The organism is Campylobacter sp. JMF_08 NE1 (genome assembly GCF_027737875.1).
Classification (GTDB): domain Bacteria; phylum Campylobacterota; class Campylobacteria; order Campylobacterales; family Campylobacteraceae; genus Campylobacter_B.
This window is the reverse complement of sequence record NZ_JAOVUC010000010.1, coordinates 1-19,661: the sequence shown is the minus strand read 5'-3', so window position 1 is coordinate 19,661 and position 19,661 is coordinate 1. Positions and strand designations below refer to the sequence as shown.

The 19,661-nt window shown below is 38.3% G+C and carries 16 protein-coding genes and 4 tRNA genes; 17 read left to right on the top strand and 3 right to left on the bottom strand.

The window, feature by feature from the left end; genetic code table 11:
* Positions 1–143: 143 nt before the first annotated feature.
* The 6 genes from OFN91_RS07700 to OFN91_RS07675 all read left to right on the top strand — a co-directional run bounded on the left by OFN91_RS07700 (position 144) and on the right by OFN91_RS07675 (position 7,010).
* Positions 144–4,271 carry an ATP-binding protein gene (locus tag OFN91_RS07700; protein ID WP_270873831.1) on the top strand — a complete coding sequence of 1,376 codons (4,128 nt, stop codon included), beginning with the start codon at positions 144–146 and terminating at the stop codon, positions 4,269–4,271.
* Positions 4,272–4,281: 10 nt separating this feature from the next.
* Positions 4,282–4,662 (top strand): response regulator, encoded by a 381-nt coding sequence (locus OFN91_RS07695; RefSeq protein WP_270859672.1) that lies wholly within the window; start codon positions 4,282–4,284, stop codon positions 4,660–4,662.
* 13 nt (positions 4,663–4,675) lie between these two features.
* Positions 4,676–4,752, top strand: a tRNA-Arg gene (locus OFN91_RS07690).
* A 263-nt stretch (positions 4,753–5,015) separates the two neighbouring features.
* Complete coding sequence (locus OFN91_RS08310) at positions 5,016–5,459, top strand: ComEA family DNA-binding protein (RefSeq protein WP_442868054.1); 444 nt, start codon at positions 5,016–5,018, stop codon at positions 5,457–5,459.
* An 844-nt stretch (positions 5,460–6,303) separates the two neighbouring features.
* Positions 6,304–6,459 (top strand): hypothetical protein, encoded by a 156-nt coding sequence (locus OFN91_RS07680; protein ID WP_270873830.1) that lies wholly within the window; start codon positions 6,304–6,306, stop codon positions 6,457–6,459.
* Positions 6,460–6,581: 122 nt separating this feature from the next.
* Entirely contained in the window at positions 6,582–7,010 is a 429-nt protein-coding gene (locus OFN91_RS07675) for a type II secretion system protein (RefSeq protein ID WP_270873829.1), read from the top strand.
* Positions 7,011–7,297: 287 nt separating this feature from the next.
* On the opposite strand, the gene OFN91_RS07670 is transcribed toward OFN91_RS07675, so the two are convergent.
* A tRNA-Met gene (locus OFN91_RS07670) sits at positions 7,298–7,372 on the bottom strand.
* A 24-nt stretch (positions 7,373–7,396) separates the two neighbouring features.
* Positions 7,397–7,471, bottom strand: a tRNA-Gln gene (locus OFN91_RS07665).
* Between the two features lie 162 nt (positions 7,472–7,633).
* Between OFN91_RS07665 and OFN91_RS07660 the strand changes: the two genes are divergently transcribed.
* The 8 genes from OFN91_RS07660 to OFN91_RS07625 all read left to right on the top strand — a co-directional run bounded on the left by OFN91_RS07660 (position 7,634) and on the right by OFN91_RS07625 (position 16,313).
* Positions 7,634–7,710: transfer RNA gene (locus tag OFN91_RS07660), tRNA-Arg, on the top strand.
* 1,084 nt (positions 7,711–8,794) lie between these two features.
* Positions 8,795–8,941, top strand: a complete 147-nt coding sequence (locus OFN91_RS07655; RefSeq protein ID WP_270873828.1) for a hypothetical protein — start codon at positions 8,795–8,797, stop codon at positions 8,939–8,941.
* 244 nt (positions 8,942–9,185) lie between these two features.
* Positions 9,186–9,947, top strand: a complete 762-nt coding sequence (locus tag OFN91_RS07650; protein ID WP_270873827.1) for a thiazole synthase — start codon at positions 9,186–9,188, stop codon at positions 9,945–9,947.
* A 1-nt stretch (position 9,948) separates the two neighbouring features.
* The gene (gene thiH / locus OFN91_RS07645; protein WP_270873826.1) at positions 9,949–11,094 is read left to right on the top strand and encodes a 2-iminoacetate synthase ThiH; all 1,146 of its coding nucleotides are present in this window, start codon (positions 9,949–9,951) and stop codon (positions 11,092–11,094) included.
* Between the two features lie 24 nt (positions 11,095–11,118).
* Positions 11,119–11,715, top strand: coding sequence for a thiamine phosphate synthase (locus OFN91_RS07640; RefSeq protein ID WP_270873825.1), 597 nt, complete (start codon positions 11,119–11,121; stop codon positions 11,713–11,715).
* A gap of 106 nt (positions 11,716–11,821) precedes the next feature.
* The gene (locus tag OFN91_RS07635; protein ID WP_270873824.1) at positions 11,822–12,682 is read left to right on the top strand and encodes a DUF2971 domain-containing protein; all 861 of its coding nucleotides are present in this window, start codon (positions 11,822–11,824) and stop codon (positions 12,680–12,682) included.
* A gap of 1 nt (position 12,683) precedes the next feature.
* Positions 12,684–14,336 (top strand): WG repeat-containing protein, encoded by a 1,653-nt coding sequence (locus OFN91_RS07630; protein ID WP_270873823.1) that lies wholly within the window; start codon positions 12,684–12,686, stop codon positions 14,334–14,336.
* Between the two features lie 522 nt (positions 14,337–14,858).
* A complete protein-coding gene (locus OFN91_RS07625) occupies positions 14,859–16,313 on the top strand; it encodes a Mur ligase family protein (RefSeq protein ID WP_270873822.1) in 1,455 nt (484 codons plus the stop codon).
* Positions 16,314–16,376: 63 nt separating this feature from the next.
* On the opposite strand, the gene nusA is transcribed toward OFN91_RS07625, so the two are convergent.
* The gene (gene nusA, locus OFN91_RS07620; RefSeq protein WP_270862047.1) at positions 16,377–17,507 is read right to left on the bottom strand and encodes a transcription termination factor NusA; all 1,131 of its coding nucleotides are present in this window, start codon (positions 17,505–17,507) and stop codon (positions 16,377–16,379) included.
* Between the two features lie 156 nt (positions 17,508–17,663).
* Between nusA and OFN91_RS07615 the strand changes: the two genes are divergently transcribed.
* The 3 genes from OFN91_RS07615 to OFN91_RS07605 form a co-directional block, all read left to right on the top strand.
* Positions 17,664–17,906 carry an HP0268 family nuclease gene (locus OFN91_RS07615; RefSeq protein WP_270858271.1) on the top strand — a complete coding sequence of 81 codons (243 nt, stop codon included), beginning with the start codon at positions 17,664–17,666 and terminating at the stop codon, positions 17,904–17,906.
* Entirely contained in the window at positions 17,903–19,198 is a 1,296-nt protein-coding gene (gene miaB / locus OFN91_RS07610; RefSeq protein WP_270873821.1) for a tRNA (N6-isopentenyl adenosine(37)-C2)-methylthiotransferase MiaB, read from the top strand. Before OFN91_RS07615 ends, miaB begins: the two co-directional genes overlap by 4 nt.
* Positions 19,179–19,661, top strand: a 483-nt coding sequence (locus tag OFN91_RS07605) for a lysophospholipid acyltransferase family protein (RefSeq protein WP_270873820.1), incomplete at its 3' end; no start/stop codon positions are given. The genes miaB and OFN91_RS07605, both read left to right, overlap by 20 nt.

Sequence of the window (19,661 nt, the reverse complement as noted above, 5' to 3'; positions counted from 1 at the left end):
GGCAAACAAAGCTACCTTTAAAGATTTTTAGAGTAAAATCCGAGATTAAATCTTTGAAATACAGTTTTCATTTTTCTTTGTAAAGCTTATTTTGAGGTTGAAATTTCACTTTTTTGCATTTTGCAAAATACGAAGGATGTTTTATGAGACTAAATACTTCTAGCGCTCTTAAAATGGTTGCGTGGGTTCCACTTTTAATCATTTTTGTCGTTGCGTCTTGGTATTTGTATGATGCTGCGAGGTTGTATAAAATCAACGAAAACCTCAAGCATAAAGTCGATATCTCAGCTGCTTTGTATGACTTCTACGAGGAGTTTGCCAAAGAGCGTGGTATCACAGCGGCGTATCTAGGTAGCGGTAACAATGTCGGTCTTGGCTCTGTTCTTAAAACACAACGCGCCAAAACTGATAAAGCATGGCAAGATTTCCTTGACTATCACGCTCAAACACACGAACAAGACAATCCTCTTCACCAGCTTTTCATCGAGCACTCAGAGGCGCAATCTGCTGCGATTGATCAAATTACAAATTTGATCGGCAGACTTCCTGAGATTAGAAAGAGCATTGATAATCGTGACAAAGTGTTCGTTGAGCTATTCGATGAGTATTATGATAAATTTGACGAGCAATTGACTGCCTTCCGTGATACTATCAACGAAAACTTGTATTCAGCCGATGTTGGTACTCTATCGCTTACCCTTGCAAACATATATGACACGATTTCTGGAACAGCTGCGGTTCGCGATGTTAGTATCGAATACATCATCTCAGGTAGCCCACTTCCTAGGGAAGAGATTGATCACTGGAAAGAGCACGCATGGACATCAGAAATGCCTGACCTAGTCATCGCTACTCACTATGCTGCTACTGGCGAAGATATCGCTATCAAAGGCGAGCTAGAAGAGTATTTCGCTAAACCTGAAAATGAGCAAATCGCCGAAAATGCACAAAATGCAATGAGAACGATTGAAACTCAATTAGCAACTGGCGAGTATGATATTCCATTTAATGAGTGGTTTAGTATCCAATCTAAAAAATATGCAATGCTAGACGAAGCTGTTAAAATGGCTTCTAACGCACTACAAGAGCGTGTTGATACTCACTCAGCGCAACAACTTCAAACATTGATTTTCGCTGCTGCTGCGTTCTTGCTATCACTTATCTTAGTTGGTTTCTCAATCGCCGTCGTTAGACGCATTAACAGAAACATCAACGACCTTGGAAGGGTTCTTGGTAGAGTTGGTGAGCTTTCTAACAACAACGAGCAATTCGATATCAACACAGCTGACGGTATCGACAAAGCCTACTCGCTTATCGAGGACGCGATCGACTTCATTGCCTTGCAAAAAGCAGAAGCTGAGGATGCTAACAAAGCGAAATCTATCTTCCTTGCAAATATGTCACACGAGATTAGAACTCCGCTTAATGGTATTATCGGATTTACAGAGTTGCTCAAAAACACAGATTTGGACGAAGAAAAACGCGATTATGTCGATACAATCGAAAAATCATCTGAAAACCTTCTAACCATTATTAATAACATTCTTGATGTTTCTAAAATCGAAAGCAATAAAGTTGAGATTGAGGATATTTTATTCAACCCAATTCAAGATTTCGAGAGTGCTGTTGAGATCTACGCTGCAAAAGCTGCTGAGAAAAACATCGATATCTTGCTTTACATTGACCCTACATTGGTTCATCACCTATACGGCGATATTACTAAGATTAAAGAAGTTCTTATCAACCTTATGTCAAATGCCGTTAAATTTACACCAGAGCAAGGTAGCATTGCTGTTAATATCGTCAGAGAAGAAGAGAAAAACCCTGGCGAAGCTATCGTAACATTTAGCGTCGAAGATACAGGTATCGGTATCTCTGAGGATAAACTAGCAAATGTATTTAACGCCTTCTCACAAGCTGATTCTACAATCACTAGAAAATACGGCGGAACTGGTCTTGGTCTAACCATTTCATCTAAATATGTTGCGATGATGGGTGGTAAGTTACAAGTTAAATCAACAGTTGGTAAAGGAACGAAATTCTTCTTCACTCTACCACTTAAAGAGACTCAAAAATCAGACGCAGAAGAGATGTTTGCTCACATCAGCGGCTTAAATTTCGCACTTCTAGCAGATCCTAACGATGTAATGTATAGTGATGTCGTTAAGAGATATGTAAATAATCTAGGTGCAAAAATTTCAGTCTTTAATTCAAGCGCACAACTTCGCTCTGCACAAAACAACAACTCTTTTGACGCGTTGATTACTAGATTTAAAAACTATGGCGATGTAAGCAATACTACGATTTTACCTACAATCCTAACTCTAAAACCAAAAGAGTTACAAAGTATTAGCATTACAAACCCTAGAATTTTCACTCTATCTGAGCCAGTGAACCTATCAAAACTAGGCAAAACAATAGATAAAATTCTAAAATCTGGTTCATTAAAAGCTAGACCAGCAGCGGCAGCAGCGGCAGCGCCAGTAGTAGAAGAGCCTAGCCTATCTGCTATCGCTGATGAATCACCAATTATCCCAGATATCACTCTTGATGAATCGCCAATCGTCGAGGAAAGCCCTGTCGTAGAAACTCCGATAGTTGCAGAAGAGATGATTATGGAAGAAGCTCCACTAGCCGTAGAAGAGCCAAAAATAGAAGAGCCAAAAATAGAAGAGCCAAAAATAGAAGAGCCAAAACCATCTAGCTCATCAGCAGATGAATTGCGTGCTATTTTACAAAACAGACACAGAGGCACAGCTAGCGAAGCAAGCTTCGTATCTACACCAAAGCCTGCAATCTCAGAGCCGGTTGTAGAACCTAGCGTAAGCATCGAGCCTGAAATCCCAGAGATTAGAACTGATATTTCTGATATCACTCTTGATATCCCTGAAACACCAAATGTCGAGGTAGAAATCCCTGAGATTACAATTGAAGAGCCAGTTGTGACACCAGTTGTAGAACCAGAAAGCCAAGAGATTGAAATTTCAGATATCGAAGCTCAAATCAGCGAGTCAGAAGTAGCAATTCAAACTCCTGAGATCAAAGTAGAAGCTCCAAGCGTAGAAGTTAACACTCCTGTGGTAGAACCAGTCGTAGAGCCTGAGCCAGTAGTCGAGCCAGTTGCTGCGGTTGTAGAACCAGTAGTAGAGCAAGTAGTTGAGCCAGTCGTAGAAAAAGTAGTCGAGCCAGTGGTAGAAACAGTCGCTCCTGCCGCAGTAGCTACTAAACAAAGAGTAATCGAAGAAATCATCGAAGTTCCTGTTACAATCTACGAGGAAGTTCAACAAGAAGAGACAATTATGGTTGAAGAGGAAGTTGAAGTCGAAGAGGAAGTTGAAGTTCCTGCTGAGCACAATCCAAATGATGACAATGTTCCTATGGTTAATCGCAAATACGCTGCTAAAATTCTAATCGCAGAAGATAATGAAATTAACCAAAAACTTATGAAGCACACATTAAACAGCTTCGAAATGGATTTAACGATCGTAGAAAACGGCTTGTTGGCACTAGAAGCTAGAAAATCAGGCGAAGAGTATGATTTGATTTTTATGGATATTTCAATGCCTGTAATGGACGGTATCGAAGCAACAAAACAAATCAAACAATACGAAGCAGATAACAACCTACGCCATATCCCAATCGTAGCCGTTACAGCTAACGCGCTAAAAGGCGATAGAGAGAAATTTATGGCAGCTGGCTTAGATGAGTATTGTACAAAACCAATCAAAAAAGACATTTTGGCTAATATGCTTAATGACTTTATCGGTGACAAACGCTCTGACGCGGCTCCTGCTGGTGGCACAGTCAAACAAATAGTCAAAAAACTTGTAAAACGCCAAGTTCCAAAAACTATTCTAAAAACCGTGAAAGTGCCTAAAACGATAATGAAACAAGTTCCTAAGAAAACTATCGTTAATGAGCCAGTAGCACAAGCTGTCAAAGCAAAAGATGTCTTGATTTGTAAAGCAAATGTCATGGAAAGCAAAATTTTCGCAAGCATTTTGAAACACCAATACAAAGATGTTGATATGGCTGCGAATTTTGAGCAACTAATTTCTATGGCAACTAACGATAGCTACAAATTGGTATTGATAGATAAAAAACTAGCTGGTATCGATTTCGCTGCCCTAGAAAATCTACACCAAAAAGCGCCAAATACAAATCTAGTATTGTTCTCTAACGACAACGATGAGAACCCTGCATTTAGCGAAGTTGTTACTTACAATATCACTAAATCTGGCCTAGAAAAACTTGCGCAAAAATATATATAAGGGATAGTTGATGAAAGAATTAAAAGTTTTGATGATTGATGACGACCTTATAAATTTGAAACTATTAGAAGTTATGATAAAAAAATATGGTAAATTTACCACAATCCTCCAAGCCAAAAACGGCTTGGACGGATTGGCTGTATTAGAGGCAGAGCCAGTGGATTTAGTCCTACTTGACATTGTTATGCCTGTAATGAACGGCTTAGAATTTTTAGATAACTTGCATTCTAGGGAGCATATCGCACATATTCCTGTAATAGTTTTGACCACAGATGAAACTGCAAAAAGAGAGGCTTTAAATAAAGGCGCGTATGACTTTATGACTAAGCCAATCGATTATTCAGATTTACAACGCAAACTAGATGATGTTATGAACATAATCGGTGATTAATTTCACCGATTTTGTCCTTGTAGCTCAGCTGGATAGAGCGCAAAATTCCTAATTTTGAGGCCGTGAGTTCGAATCTCGCCAGGGACACCACCTAATATATTTTCTGCTTTCTTTTTCATTACAATTGATTTCATAAGACCCTAAATATCAGCATTTGATTATATACTCTTTAATTTTTAATCTTTTCTTGCAAGTTTTTCTCGAATTAAGTAAATATGCAACCAAAACTCTGGCTATAAAACAGCAAAATTTTGATAAATTTTGAAAATTTCAATTACATTTTCCTTAAATTCATTAACCTTTAAGTGGCTTAAATTTAGAATTATTTTCTCAAATCAATTAAAGGAGAAAAAATGAAAATCTTTAAAATCCTATCAACAACCGCAATCTTTGCAAGCCTAGCTTTCACTGGGATCAACCTAAACACCGCCACAAAAGACGAGCTAATGGCACTTCCTGGCATCGGTGAGGCCAAGGCTGAGGCTATCATCGAATACAGAAAAAACAATAAATTTAACTCAATCGACGAGATTAAAAACATCAAAGGCATCGGCGAGAAGCGCTTCGAGGCTATCAAGGACGACCTAACTCTTACTGGCAAGACGGACACTAGCGATCTAAAATCAACCGTGAAAAAAGAAAAAGAAAAAGCCACAAAAAAGGCCGATAAAAAGGTCAAAAAAGAGGTTGTGGATTTAAAAGATAAAGCCAAAAATACAGATACAGCCAAAAAAGCCAAAAAAGCAAAAGATACAGCAGACGAAGTCAAAAAAATCAAAAAAGCTGTGAGCGAGTAGAGAATTAGAATTTATAAATTCTGCAAAATTCTCAAATTTCCAAATTTAGGCTATGGGTTAAATTTTAAATTTAGCCCGTAGCTTGAAATTTTAAAATTTACAAATTTATCGCATTACAAATACTGCTCTGATACGCTAACCATTGTCATTGCAAGAATTTTTGAAGCGTTCGCTATTGTCATTGCGAGGAGCGTTAGCGACGAAGCAATCTACGAGTTAAAATAACCAAACGCCAAATTCGCTGTCATTGCGAGCGAGTGTAACGAGAGAAGCAATCCAGGGAAATTCAGATAAATTTTGCTAATTTTTAAATTCTCTCTAAATTTTACCGGATTGCTTCGCTGTGCTCGCAATGACACGGAATTCACATTTTGGTGATTGTCACTTGTAGATTGCTTCGCTTTCTGCAAAAGCTCGCAATGACAGATTATACAAAATTTGTTCGCCATTGTCAGCGCAATCGAGAAAAACGAAAATTTACTTTGATTTGTCATTGCGAGGAGCGAAGCGACGAAGCAATCTACGAATATAAAATTTCGGCACAGTATTTTTGCAGAATTTCAAAATTTAAATAAAATTTTGCTTTAAATTTTACTGGATTACTTCGCACGCTCGCAATGACACGAAATTAACATTTTGGTGATTGTTACTCGTAGATTGCTTCGCTTTCTACGAAAGCTCGCAATGACAGATTAGACAAATTTGTTCGCTATTGTCATTGCGAGGGGCGAAGCGACGAAGCAATCTACGAATTTAAAATTTACAGACGCTGAATTTGCTGTCATTGCGAGCGAGTGTAACGAGCGAAGCAATCCATGGAAATTCCCTTATCTCTGACTTGTCATTGCGAGGCGACGCAGTCGCCGTGGCAATCCACGAGCATAAACTACCAATCGCTCTAATCCCTATCGCCCCGCGCGAGTGTCGCAAACAAACCAATCCGCGCCAAACCGCCAAATTCCACACCCGCAAACCGCGCAAAAATGGGCTTTTTTTATAAAATTTTAAAATTTTTTCAAATTTTTTGCAAAAATAATTGAATTTTTTAATTTTTTTTGCTATAATCCACGCAAGTTTTACATATATGTATGTAAAATGAAATCTATTTACAAGGAGGAAACCATGAGAAAAGGTTTCACTATGATCGAGTTGATCTTCGTTATCGTTATTTTAGGTATCTTAGCAGCTGTTGCTATCCCAAGACTAGCAGCTACGAGAGATGATGCTGAGGTTTCAAAAGTAGTTACAAATGTCGCTACTGCTGTTAGCGATTTGACAGCTTATTACACAGGTCACAATAATGGCTTTGCTAGCAGTGTAGATACAATGACAAATACTACAAAAAGTGGTTATGTCCAAGCAAAAGGTCAAAACTGCGTTCAAATCACATTGAAAAAAAATGATGGCAATGTTACCGTAAACCCTGCGAGTGGATGTGGTAGTGCCGCTATCGTAGCAGGTGTAAATGATGCACTAAGCAAATCAGGTATGCTAACAGCTACGAAAGGCGCAAAAGATCACCAAGCTGGCGGTAGCGCAGTAGAGTGGTAAGATTATAATCCGATTGGATTATACTTTGATAACTTTGGCTCGGAGGCTTCGGCTTCCGAGCCTTTTTTATTTATATTTTCTTTACAATGTAAAAAGTATAAGCAAAATCACAACCATAAGACTAAAAAATACAATCGCTTCAAGTTTAAGAAAAAAATGAATAATCGCAAATAAAAATATCGCTGAATTTATCTAATCTATAAAAATGTCAAGTGTCTAGTGAAAATGCACCATTTGAAATTTCTCGTGCTTTTAAAGGCTCGTTTGCTTCGTGTGAAAAATAAGATTGGTTGCAGAGGAGGGATTTGAACCCCCGACCTTCGGGTTATGAGCCCGACGAGCTACCACTGCTCTACCCTGCGATACAAAAATGATTTAAAGAAGTGTGGATGGGGTAGGAGGATTCGAACCTCCGCATGATTGGACCAAAACCAATTGCCTTACCGCTTGGCGATACCCCAATGCAAAAGAACTAGTATTATACAGAAAAACAAATCAAAAGTCAAGAAAAATCGCGAAATTTAGTGAAATTTGTAGTGGAATTTTAATTTGCACGATAAATTTGGGCTGTTTTTGCTAAATTTAAGCTATAAAAATGTATAATCAAAGTTCTTTTTGATTGTGCGCTCGTAGCTCAGCTGGATAGAGCATTTGATTGCGGTTCAAAAGGTCAGGGATTCGAATTCCTTCGGGCGCACCACTTTTAACTGACATTTTTTTCATATTTCATTGAATTTTTGATATTTATTTATCATTGCGAAATACTGCGCCGGCAGGTTAAATATTGTCATTGCGAGGCGCACTAACGCCAAAGCAATTTACGAATTAAAATTGCCGAACACTGAATTTGCTGTCATTGCGAGCGAGTGTAACGAGCGAAGCAATCCAGGGAAATTCAGATAAATTTTGCTAATTTTTAAATTCTCTCTAAATTTTACTGGATTGCTTCGCTACGCTCGCAATGACATGAAATTCAGATTTTAGTAATTGTCGCTCGTAGATTGCTTCGCTTTCTGCGAAAGCTCGCAATGACAATGGTTAGCGTATCGGGGCAGTATTTGGGCTTGCGGAGCGTAATGACAAATGAAAGGCAAGGGAATTTCTCCGGATTGCTTCGCTACGCTCGCAATGACAGATTAGACAAATTTGTTCGCTATTGTCATTGCGAGGAGCGTTAGCGACGAAGCAATCTACGAATATAAAATTTCGGCGCAGTGTTTTTGCGGAATTTTAAAATTTAAATAGAATTTTGCTCTAAATTTTACTGGATTGCTTCGCTACGCTCGCAATGACACGAAATTTACATTTTGGTGATTGTTGCTCGTAGATTGCTTCACTTTCTACGAAAGCTCGCAATGACAATGGTTAGCGTATCGGGGCAGTATTTGGAGCTTGCGGAGCGTAATGACAAATGAAAGGCAAGGGAATTTCTCCGGATTGCTTCGCTACGCTCGCAATGACAGATTATACAAAATTTGTTCGCTATTGTCATTGCGAGGAGCGTTAGCGACGAAGCAATCTACGAATATAAAATTTCGGCGCAGTGTTTTTGCGGAATTTTAAAATTTAAATAGAATTTTGCTCTAAATTTTACTGGATTGCAACGCTGGGCTCGCAATGACACGAAATTCACATTTTGGTGATTGTTACTCGTAGATTGCTTCGCTTTCTGTGAAAGCTCGCAATGACAGGGTTTAGAGCGCAAGGTAGTTTAGGCTCGTGGATTGCCACGGCGACTGCGTCGCCTCGCAATGACAAATTAACGGCAAGGGGAAATCCCTGGATTGCTTCGTTGCTTCGCTCCTCGCAATGACAATGGAGAGCGTATCGAGGCAAGTATTCCAAGGTTGCGAAGCGTAATGATAATGGTTAGCGTATCGGCGCAGTATTTAAGGCTTGCGGAGCGCAATGACAATGGTAGCGTGCAATGAATTTCCCTGGATTGCTTCGCTCGTTACACTTGCTTGCAATGACAGCAAATTCAGCGTCTGTAAATTTTAAAGTCGTAGATTGCTTCGTCGCTAACGCTCCTCGCAATGACAAATGTAAGGCAAAGGGAATTTTGCTTTGCGAGAGAGGCACGCTCGCAATGACAGCAAATTTTGTCAAATATTACAATTAATTCAGATTTTCTTTGTATAATCTCACAAATCACAAAATTTAAAGGAAATTTCAATGGATAAATTAGTTTTGGGTGGCAAGGAATTTTCGTCTCGCTTTATAATGGGTTCTGGTAAATTCGACCATGAGATGATAGAAGCCTGTGTCCATAATGCTGGGTGCGAGATCGTAACACTCGCACTTCGTAGAGTAAGCGAGAGCAAAGATAGAAATATTTTAAATTACATACCAAAAAGCGTTACGCTTTTGCCCAATACAAGTGGCGCCAGAAACGCTGATGAAGCCGTGCGTATCGCAAGACTAGCAAGAGAGCTAGGCTGTGGGGATTTCGTTAAAATCGAGATTATCACAGATAGCAAATTTTTATTCCCCGATAATTACGAAACCATTAAAGCGACCGAAATTCTAGCAAATGACGGATTTATCGTGCTTCCGTATATGCATGCTGATTTAAATGTGGCTCGTAGCCTAAAAAACGCAGGAGCAGCCGCCATAATGCCGCTTGGTGCGCCCATTGGCTCAAATCGTGGGCTTATGATGAGAGATATGATTGAAATTTTAGTCGGCGAAGTGGATTTGCCGATCATAGTCGATGCAGGTATCGGTCGTCCGTCTCAGGCGTGTGAAGCCATGGAAATGGGCTGTGCGGCTGTCATGGTAAATACCGCAATCGCCACTTCTAGCGATTTAGTCCAAATGGCAAAAGCCTTTGCAAATGCGATAAATGCAGGGCGAGACGCCTATAATGCCAAATTTGGAGCCGTGCGAAATACTGCCGCGGCAAGTTCGCCACTAACAGGCTTTTTAAGGGACTAAAATGGAAAAAATAGACCACATGAAATACCTAGCACACATGCAAGCAATCGATGATAGCTTAATGCAAAAAGTGCTAAATTTAAGGCAAAATTACGACCCAAACGCTTATAATGAAGCCGATGTTTTAAGGGCGATAGAGAAAAAAAATAGAAATTTAGACGATTTTGGCGCACTTCTAAGCGTAGTCGGGGCTAAATTTTTAGAAGAGTTAGCAAGGGCGAGTATGAGTGAAACTAGGGCGAAATTTGGCAATAATATCTCACTTTTTACGCCGATTTACATTTCAAATTATTGTGATAATAACTGCGTGTATTGCGGATTTAGCAAAAAAAATCAGATTAAAAGAGCCAAGCTTAGCGATGATGAGCTAATAGCCGAATACGAAGCGATAAAAAAGAGCGGACTTGAAGAGCTTTTGGTGCTAACAGGCGAGAGTAGGGTTGATAGCGATGTGAGCTATATCGCTCATGCGTGTGAAATCGCCAAAAAATATTTCAAGGTCGTAGGCGTGGAAATTTATCCGTTAAATGTGGGTGAATACGCTACCCTGCATAACTCAGGCGTGGATTTTGTAACCGTTTTTCAAGAAACATACAACACGGAAAAATACGCAAAACTGCATTTAGAAGGCAATAAGCGAATTTTCCCGTATCGCTTCAATGCCCAAGAAAGGGCGATAATGGGCGGTATGCGTGGAGTTGGCTTTGCGGCACTTTTAGGGCTTGACGATTTTCGCAAAGACGCCTTTGCTACGGGCGCGCACGCGTATTTGTTGCAACAAAAATACCCGCACGCCGAGATCGCCTTTTCAGTCCCAAGACTGCGCCCGATAATAAATAATAATAAAATCAACCCGCGAGATGTCCATGAAAAGGAGCTTTTGCAGGTGATTACGGCGTATCGATTGCTAATCCCTAGTGCGAATATTACGATTTCGACGCGCGAAAGGGCTGGTTTTAGAGATGAAGCGATTAAAATCGCCACGAATAAAATTTCAGCAGGAGTTAGCGTCGGTATTGGCGGACACAGCCAAAAAAAGGGCGACGAGCAGTTTGAGATAGATGACGGACGAAGCGTGGCTGAGGTTTGTGCTGCGATTAGGGGTGCGGGGTTAGCGCCACTGATGAGCGAGTATATTTATCTGTAAATTTGCGAAATTTGGAGCGAAAAAGTGAAAATCACGGCGATTTCAAATTTAGGGCTTTGTGGCGGAAAAGAAGCGTTGAAAGAGAAAATTTCACGCCTTTGCGAAGCCGGGATTAGCGAAATAATCTTGCGTGAGAAAAATTTGAGCGTGAGCGAATACTGCGCGCTTTTTTGCGAAGTTTTGCAAATTTGCAACCATTTTGGCGTTCGCCTTTTTTTGCATAATTTTTTGGATTTAGCTTACGAGTTAAATTATAAATTTGTGTGGTTGCCTTTGCAAATTTTAGAGCAAAAATCTAATCGAAATTTAGCCAAATTTGAAAAAATCGTGGTTTCAGCTCACAGCACGAGTGAAGCTAAAATAGCCCTAAATTTGGGCGCAAACGCACTTTGTTTGAGCCATATTTTTCCGACAGATTGCAAAGCAAATTTAGAGCCAAAGGGACTAGATTTGATTCACAATGTGCGTGAATTTTGGAGTGGCGAAATTTACGCCCTTGGCGGGATAAATTTTAGTAATTTCCACTTTGTGATTGAAAGCGGAGCCGATAATATCGCCATAATGAGCTCTGCCATGACATGCGAAAACGAAAAAGAATTTGTGAAAAAATTTAAAATTTAATTCCATTATTAATTCGAACATATAAAACAAAAATTTTTTATTTAAGTATATATACATATATATATCGGTAAAATCCTGAGATTATTTTAGAAATTTTAGGATTGTAATGGAAAAATCAGAAGAAGGAATGTATTCAAAATTTAAGGGTTTGGATTATAAGAAAGATGATACATTTTGTGATTTTGTTGTAAAAAATCGCTATTTTGTAGAAATTTTAGAAAATTCCGCTCTTTATGCTTCAAATTTTACCGAAATGAACGATATTGATGAGTTTAGATATAGTTTTTGCTATGATAAAAATATAACAAAGCAAAATAAAAAGAAATTGTTAGAAAAAATACAAAATCTTTATTCAGCAAAAGAAAAATTTTATTTCACATCATTTTCAGAATTTAGCGAAAAAGCACAAGACTATCTTATGTGGGCTCATTATGCAAATCGTTCTCTTGGTGTAAGAATTGATTTTAAAGTCTCGGATCAAGATGAAAAGAATTATGTCGTGCCGATAAAATACAGCAACAATTTTCCTGAAATTTCAGATATAGAAAATATACAAGCAGAAAAATTGCTCGAAATAGTGAGCACAAAAAATAGCTGTTGGAGATACGAAAGAGAGCGTAGAGCTATTTTTAGCGAAAATGATTTTAACGAACTTCGCGATAATGGCAAACATTATTTTCCTATACAAATTCAAAGTATAACTTTGGGTAGAAAATTTTGTATGTCGGAAAATTCTAGGGTTTATGACCCAGATTTAGAAAAAAGTAGAAAATTTGATAAAAATGTCATAGAAGTAGCAAAATTTATATATCAAATTTTGAAAAACAATAAAAAATACTCATTAAAAATGCCTGAAATTCGTGCTTACAAAACAAAATATTCGCCAAAAACTTCTAAGATTACGGAAGATTTATTAGTAAATTTTACTTTTTTAATCGGAATTTTTAAGATAGAAAGGAAAGGTTAGTATGGTAACTGATGCTGTTGTGCCTTGTCAATATAAAGAAATTAAAGAAATTGACGATAATCTTTTTTTGGTAGGAATAGTAAGTCAAAATGGAATTGGAACTCAATATGGAATTTTTGATAAAACAGGCAGAGAGATAATTCCTTGTCAATATAAAGAAATTAAAGAATTTGATGATAATTTTTATTTTGTAACAAAAGAAGGATATGATGGACTTTTTAATAATATACCTTTTATTTCAATATGCGGACTTATCGACAAAGCAGGTAAAGAGATAATTCCTTGTAATTACAGAGAAATTAAAAAAATTGATGATAATTTTTTTGTAGTAAGAAGTGTAGATGAATATGGACTTTTTGATAAAACAGGTAAAGAGATACTTTTTTGTATTTACAAAGAAATTAAAAAAATTGATGATAATCTTTTTTTGGTAAAAAATGGAACTCAATATGGAATTTTTGATAAAACAGGTAAAGAGGTATTGCCTTGTATTTACAATGAAATTAAAGAAATTGATGATAATCTTTTTCTAGTATGTAGTGGAAGAAATTACGAGTTTTTTGACAAAACAGGCAAAAAGATAAATCCGTGTAAATACGATGAAATTAAAGAAATTGATGATAATCTTTTTTTGGTAAAAAATGGAACTCAATATGGAATTTTTGATAAAACAGGTAAAGAGGTATTGCCTTGTATTTACAAAGAAATTAAAAAATTTGATGATAATCTTTTTTTGGTAGAAAAAGTAACTGATGAAGGTTTCTGTCAATATGGACTTTTTGATAAAACAGGTAAAGAGATATTGCCTCGTAAATACAATGAAATTAAAAAATTTGATGATAATTCTTATTATGTTCAGAATTTTTACTATCAATGGGGGCTTGTTGATAAAACGGGCAAAGAGATAATTCCTTGTAAATACAAAGAGATTAAAAAATTTGATGATAATCTTTTTTTGGTAAAAAATGGAACTCAATATGGAATTTTGGATAAAACATATAAAGAGATATTGCCTTGCAAATACAATGAAATTAAAGAATTTGATGATAATCTTTTTTTGGTAAAAAATGGAACTCAATATGGAATTTTGGATAAAACATATAAAGAGATAATTCCTTGTAAATACAAGGAAATTAAAAAATTTGATGATAATTCTTATTATGTTAATGATATTCGCTATAAATGGGGGCTTGTTGATAAAATAGGTAAAGAGATAATTCCTTGTAAATACGAAGAAATTAAAAAAATTGATGATAATTCTTATTTGGTAAAAGTAGATGATCAATACGAATCTGTCTATAAATACGAACTTGTCGATAAAACAGGCAAAGAGTTTCATAATTACGATAAAATTTATTTTATCGATGGCTATGTTATAGGAAGAAAAGGTGGTTATTGCTCTACCTTTGAATATGAAAAAATAACAGTACCTCGCAGAGAAAAATACGGATTTATAAATGTTGCAAGTGGAGAGATTATGCTAGAAGCAGTTTTTTATTCACGACCAGAACTTATAAGACCCATCGCTGATAATATATTTCATATTAAGGTTGGTTACCAAGAAATGTTGGTAGATAAAAAAGGAAATTTGTTAAAAGTAATAGAAAATAGAGAAATAATAGTAAATATAAACAAAGAAGATTTGCAAAGCTAAATTTATACTCTCTGTATTGCCATTATTTTGACATTTATTTTAGTTTTGTATGGTGGGCGTCCTTGCTTACCGAAAATAATACAAATTTATTTTTATTACCATGTTGCATTTGTTATTGCGAGAGAACAAACCCGTTATGGTAATCTGTGAGCCAAAATTTACAAGCAAATTCTAAAAATAGAATTTAATTAAATTTTGGAATTTGGCTAAATTTAAAATCGTTCAATGCTAAATTTAAGTAGAATTTTGCTTTAAATTTTACTGGATTGCTTCGCTTTCTGCGAAAGCTCGCAATGACAGCAAATTTAGCGATAGGAATTTTTACTCGTAGATTGCCACGCTGTGCAAAAAGCGTCTTGACACTTTGCTTTTCCTCGCAATGACAGATTAGAGTAAATTTCGCATTGACGCAAATCAAGCTCTAAATAATAAAATTTATCGCAAAAATAAGCAACAATCAAGTTTTTTTAGAATAAAATTACAGGTTTTGTAATCTAAGTCTAAATAAATTTGAGGGAAAAAATGTCGGCAGTTATTTCAAATTTTATTTTCACCCTTGCTTTGGGATTTTACGCGCTTACCTGCTTGCAGTGGTTTTCGTATCGCGTGGAGCGCGTAATGCACCATTTCACCAAGCCTATGTGGCATTTGTATTTTTTCATAATCCCAGTTTTGGCTCAAATCGCGGCTATGTTTTGCCCGTTTTATTACGCAGCCTTGGGCGTGGTGACAGCTAGTTATATCGCTGTTTTGGCGCTTTGGCACAGGGGGCTGGACAAAAAGCTAGTTTTTACCGATCGCATAAAAAGGGCGTTTGCATACATAGCCTCGTTTGCGGTGATTGTGGGGATTGCGGAAATTTTGATTGATATTAAATTTTCAACCGATATTAAAATTCCAGCCGTTATCGCGCTATTTGTGGGATTGTTTTTTCATTTCAGATACGAAAAAACGCTTTTTAACCGCTTCAAAGCTAGCGCGCTAGCCAAGCTAGGCACGATGAATAACCTAATCATCGTTCAAATCACGGCAAGTTACGGCAAGACGAGTATCAAAAACTTCCTTTATGATATCCTTAGCCCGCACTTCGTCTGCTACAAGACCCCGCGCTCGGTAAATACGCTAGCTGGGATTGTAAAGGACATAAATGATGATTTGCCAAAAAACACTCAGGTCTATATCGCAGAAGCGGGTGCCAGGCTGCCTGGCGATATCGCCGAAATCACCGAGTTTTTGCGCCCGCAAATCGTAGTTGTAGGTGAGATTGGCGCGCAACATTTGGAGTATTTCAAAAGCGTAGAAAATATCCGCGCTACCAAGCTTGAAGCGCTAAATTCACCGCGTCTAAAACACGCATTTGTGCATTCTAGCACGCTTTGTCACAACAGCGCCACGATTAGCACCTATGATATCGGCACAAAGGTGATTAGCTCGACACTAGACGGGATTAAATTTAGCCTTAAAATCAATGACGAAAATTTCAGACTCTCTGCGCCGGTGCTGGGCGAGTTTAACGCGCAAAATCTCAGCGCATGCGTCATGGTGGCGAGGTTTTTGGGCGTAAATGATGTCTATATCCACAACGCAGTTGAAAAAGTCCGAAGCGTCGAACACCGCCTCCAAAAGATCGAAAACGGCGGCAAAATCATCATTGATGACGCATTTAACGGCAATCTAGCCGGTATGTTAGCTAGCTACGAACTATGCAAAACTTACAAAGGAAATAAAGTCATCGTAACCCCTGGAATCGTCGAATCTACCAAAGAAGATAATGAAATTTTAGCCAAAAAAATCGATGAGGTTTTTGATCTCGTGATAATAACGGGCGAGTTAAATTTAAAAACGCTCAAAGACAATATAAATCCTGGCAAGGTTTATGTGCTAAAAGATAAATCGAAAATGGTTGAAATTTTGGCTAAATATACCAAAGCAGGGGATTTGGTGCTGTTTTCTAACGACGCGCCAAATTTCATATAAATTTTAAATTTTGATTATTTTTAAATTTGCGAATTTTAAAAATTCGCAAATTTGAAAGAATTCTCACAGACCGCCAAAGAGTGCTTCGAGATTTTTTAGTCCCTCTTCGTTTGATACTTTTTCGCTTGATGCGCCTGTTTCGATTAGCTCGATTTCATAGCCACTTAGCATTGAGGCTAGGCGGATATTTAGGCCGTTTTTGCCGATAGCTTTGGATTTTTGGTCAGGGTTGATATAGACGATTGCTTTGTTTTCATCTGTGATTTTGACCGAATTTACAATCGCAGGCGCCATTGCACGCGAGATTAAAATTTCAGGCGAGGCAGAGTATTCAAACGCATCTATGCTCTCTCCGCCAGCTTTTTTGTCCTCTTCGCTTAAATTTTTGCTCAAAAACTTACTCACAGCGTCGATTCTAGTGCCGCCTTTACCCACGGTTGCGCCCACTGGATCGATATTTGGCGAAACTGAGCTAAGGGCTATTTTCGTGCGTTTGCCCGGAATCCTAGCGCATGCTTGGATTATGACGCTTCCGTCTTTTATTTCAGGGACTTCTGTGCGTAAAATTGCTTCTAAAAATTTAGGGCTTGTGCGTGAAAGTTCTAGTTTGATACCTTGATTTTTGTCGATATAGGCGTTTTTGATGACGGCTTGCACGACATCGCCCACTTTGAAACTCTCGCCTTTTATGCGGTTTTTTTGTGGCATGTAGGCTTTGATATCGTCGATTTCGACAAATGTCGTTTCGCTAGCGTCGATTTTGGTGACGGTGCCGTGGGCTAGGGTGCCGATTTTGTTTTTATAGCTTTCGAAAATTTTCTCTTCGAGTAGGCGTTGGATATGGTAATTTAGCTCTTTTGCCAAAACCTGCGAAGCTGTGCGGCCGAGATTTTCGATATTTATATCATAGCTTAGCTCGTCGCCAATCTCAGCGTCCCCGTGCTTTTTGGCTTCGCTAATTGCGATGAAATTATCCTGTCCTGCGCGCTCGTCATTATCGGCTACGACCTGGACTTTTTGGTAGAGTTTTACCTTTTTTGTAACGGGATCTACCTCGCTGTCGTAGATAAACTGTTCGCCAAATAGCCTTTTTGCGGTTTGGATAAAGGCTGTTTTGACCCGCGCGCCCACATCTGAGGGATCAAGTCCTTTTTCGTTTGCGATAGACTCGATTATGTCTGTGATTTTTTCCATAATTTTCCTTTTCTTACACTGCTAAATTTTGGGATTTTTAAAATTTTCGAGTTCGGTATTATATTAAATTTAGACTTTATTTTTATTTAAACGAATTATTATATTAATTTTGCTAAACTCATCAGTTTAAAATTTGAAATACGAAAGGATGAAGCAATGCAAGTAAAACTCGCTAGAACTAGCCTAGAAGCGAAGCCAAAGAGTGCAAAAGTCGAAGATTTGGAAGCTCAAATCGCAAAAAGTGGTCAAAAAATTTTCTATTTAGATAGAGAAAATTCGCATAAAGATATCATTGCGCTGATAGAATTTTTTGAAAAAAAGGGATTTTCGGTCTATCAAAGAAGCGTGTATTATGGCCTAAATGAAAACGAATATATGTATGAGGTGCATATAGTTTGAAAAAATTTCTCTACATACAAACCCTCGGTTGTGCGATGAATGTGCGTGATAGCGAGCACATCATCGCCGAACTAAAAAACCAAAATTACGAACTCACAAACGATATTAACATTGCTGATTTAATCCTTATAAACACCTGCTCTGTGCGTGAAAAGCCCGTGCATAAGCTTTTTAGCGAGATTGGCGCATTTGACAAAGTCCGCAAGGCTGGCTCAAAAATCGGAGTTTGCGGCTGCACTGCTAGCCACTTGGGCGCTGAAATTTTCAGGCGCGCTCCGTTCGTGGATTTCGTCCTAGGCGCACGAAATGTATCGAAAATCTCACAAGCTGTGCAAACGCCAAAATTTATTAGCACCGATATAAACTACGATGAGAGCGAGTTTGCCTTTGGCGAATTTCGGGGCAGTCCTTACAAATCATACATAAATATTATGATTGGTTGCGACAAAAAATGTTCGTATTGTATCGTGCCACAAACCAGAGGCGACGAGCTCTCAATCCCAGCAAAAATCATACTTGATGAGGCGCGCAGAAGTGCCCAGCGCGGGGCAAAAGAGATATTTTTGCTTGGTCAAAATGTCAATAACTATGGCAAAAGATTTTCCAATGCGCACGAAAAAATCGATTTTAGCGACCTTTTAGTAAGGCTAAGCGAGATTGAGGGGATTGAGAGGATTCGCTTTACGAGCCCGCACCCGCTTCACATGGACGATAAATTTTTAGAAGTTTTTAGCTCAAATTCTAAAATTTGCAAATCCATGCACATGCCACTACAAAGTGGTTCGACTAAGGTTTTGCGCGATATGAGGCGTGGATATAGCAAGGAGTGGTTTTTAGACCGCGCGCTAAAACTGCGAGATTTATGCCCAGATGTGAGCATTAGCACCGATATCATCGTGGCTTACCCGACGGAGAGCGAGGCGGATTTCGCCGATACGATTGATGTGCTAAAACAGGTGAAATTTGAGCAGGTTTTTAGCTTTAAATTTAGCCCGCGTCCGCACACGCCAGCGCAGAATTTAGCGCTAATCGACGATAAAGTCGCAAGTGCGCGCCTTAGCTATTTGCAGGGTCTGCATAATGAAATTTTAGATGAGATTATGAGCGCGCAGGTAGGTAGATGGCACGAGGTGTATTTCGAGGAACTGCGCGAAAACAATCAAGTAGCTGGCAGAAGTTTTTCGAATTTTTTGGTTTGCGTAAATGGTAGCGAGGAATTGCTTGGGCGCACGCTAAATGTAAAAATCGAAAAAGCCGCTAGAATGGCACTTTATGGAAAAGTTACCCTTTAAAAAACGCATTTTCTTTTTTTGTGTAGAATATATTGGGACTTTTTTGATACGCTTGATTTATCTTACTTGTAGGGTTAAATTTAGCGATACAAAATTATCAGATGAAACTTGTGTGGTGGTGTTTTGGCACGGCAGACTTGCAATGATGCCTTTTGCTTATCTTCGCTACTGGAAACGGTATTATGGCGAAAAAAGAAAGGTGAAGGTCATCATCTCGGACCACAAAGACGGCGAGATTATCACGAGAGTGATTTCGCATTTTGGTATCGGCGCGATTAGAGGGTCAAGCTCCAAAGGCGCAGTTAGGGCGCTGATGAACGCATTTAGCGAAATCAAAAACGGCGTAGATGTCATCATCACCCCAGATGGTCCCAGAGGTCCAAGACACAGCGTCGCAGACGGAGCTGTCACGATCGCGCAGAAAAAAAATCTCAAAATTTACGCGCTAAACTACGAAGCGAGC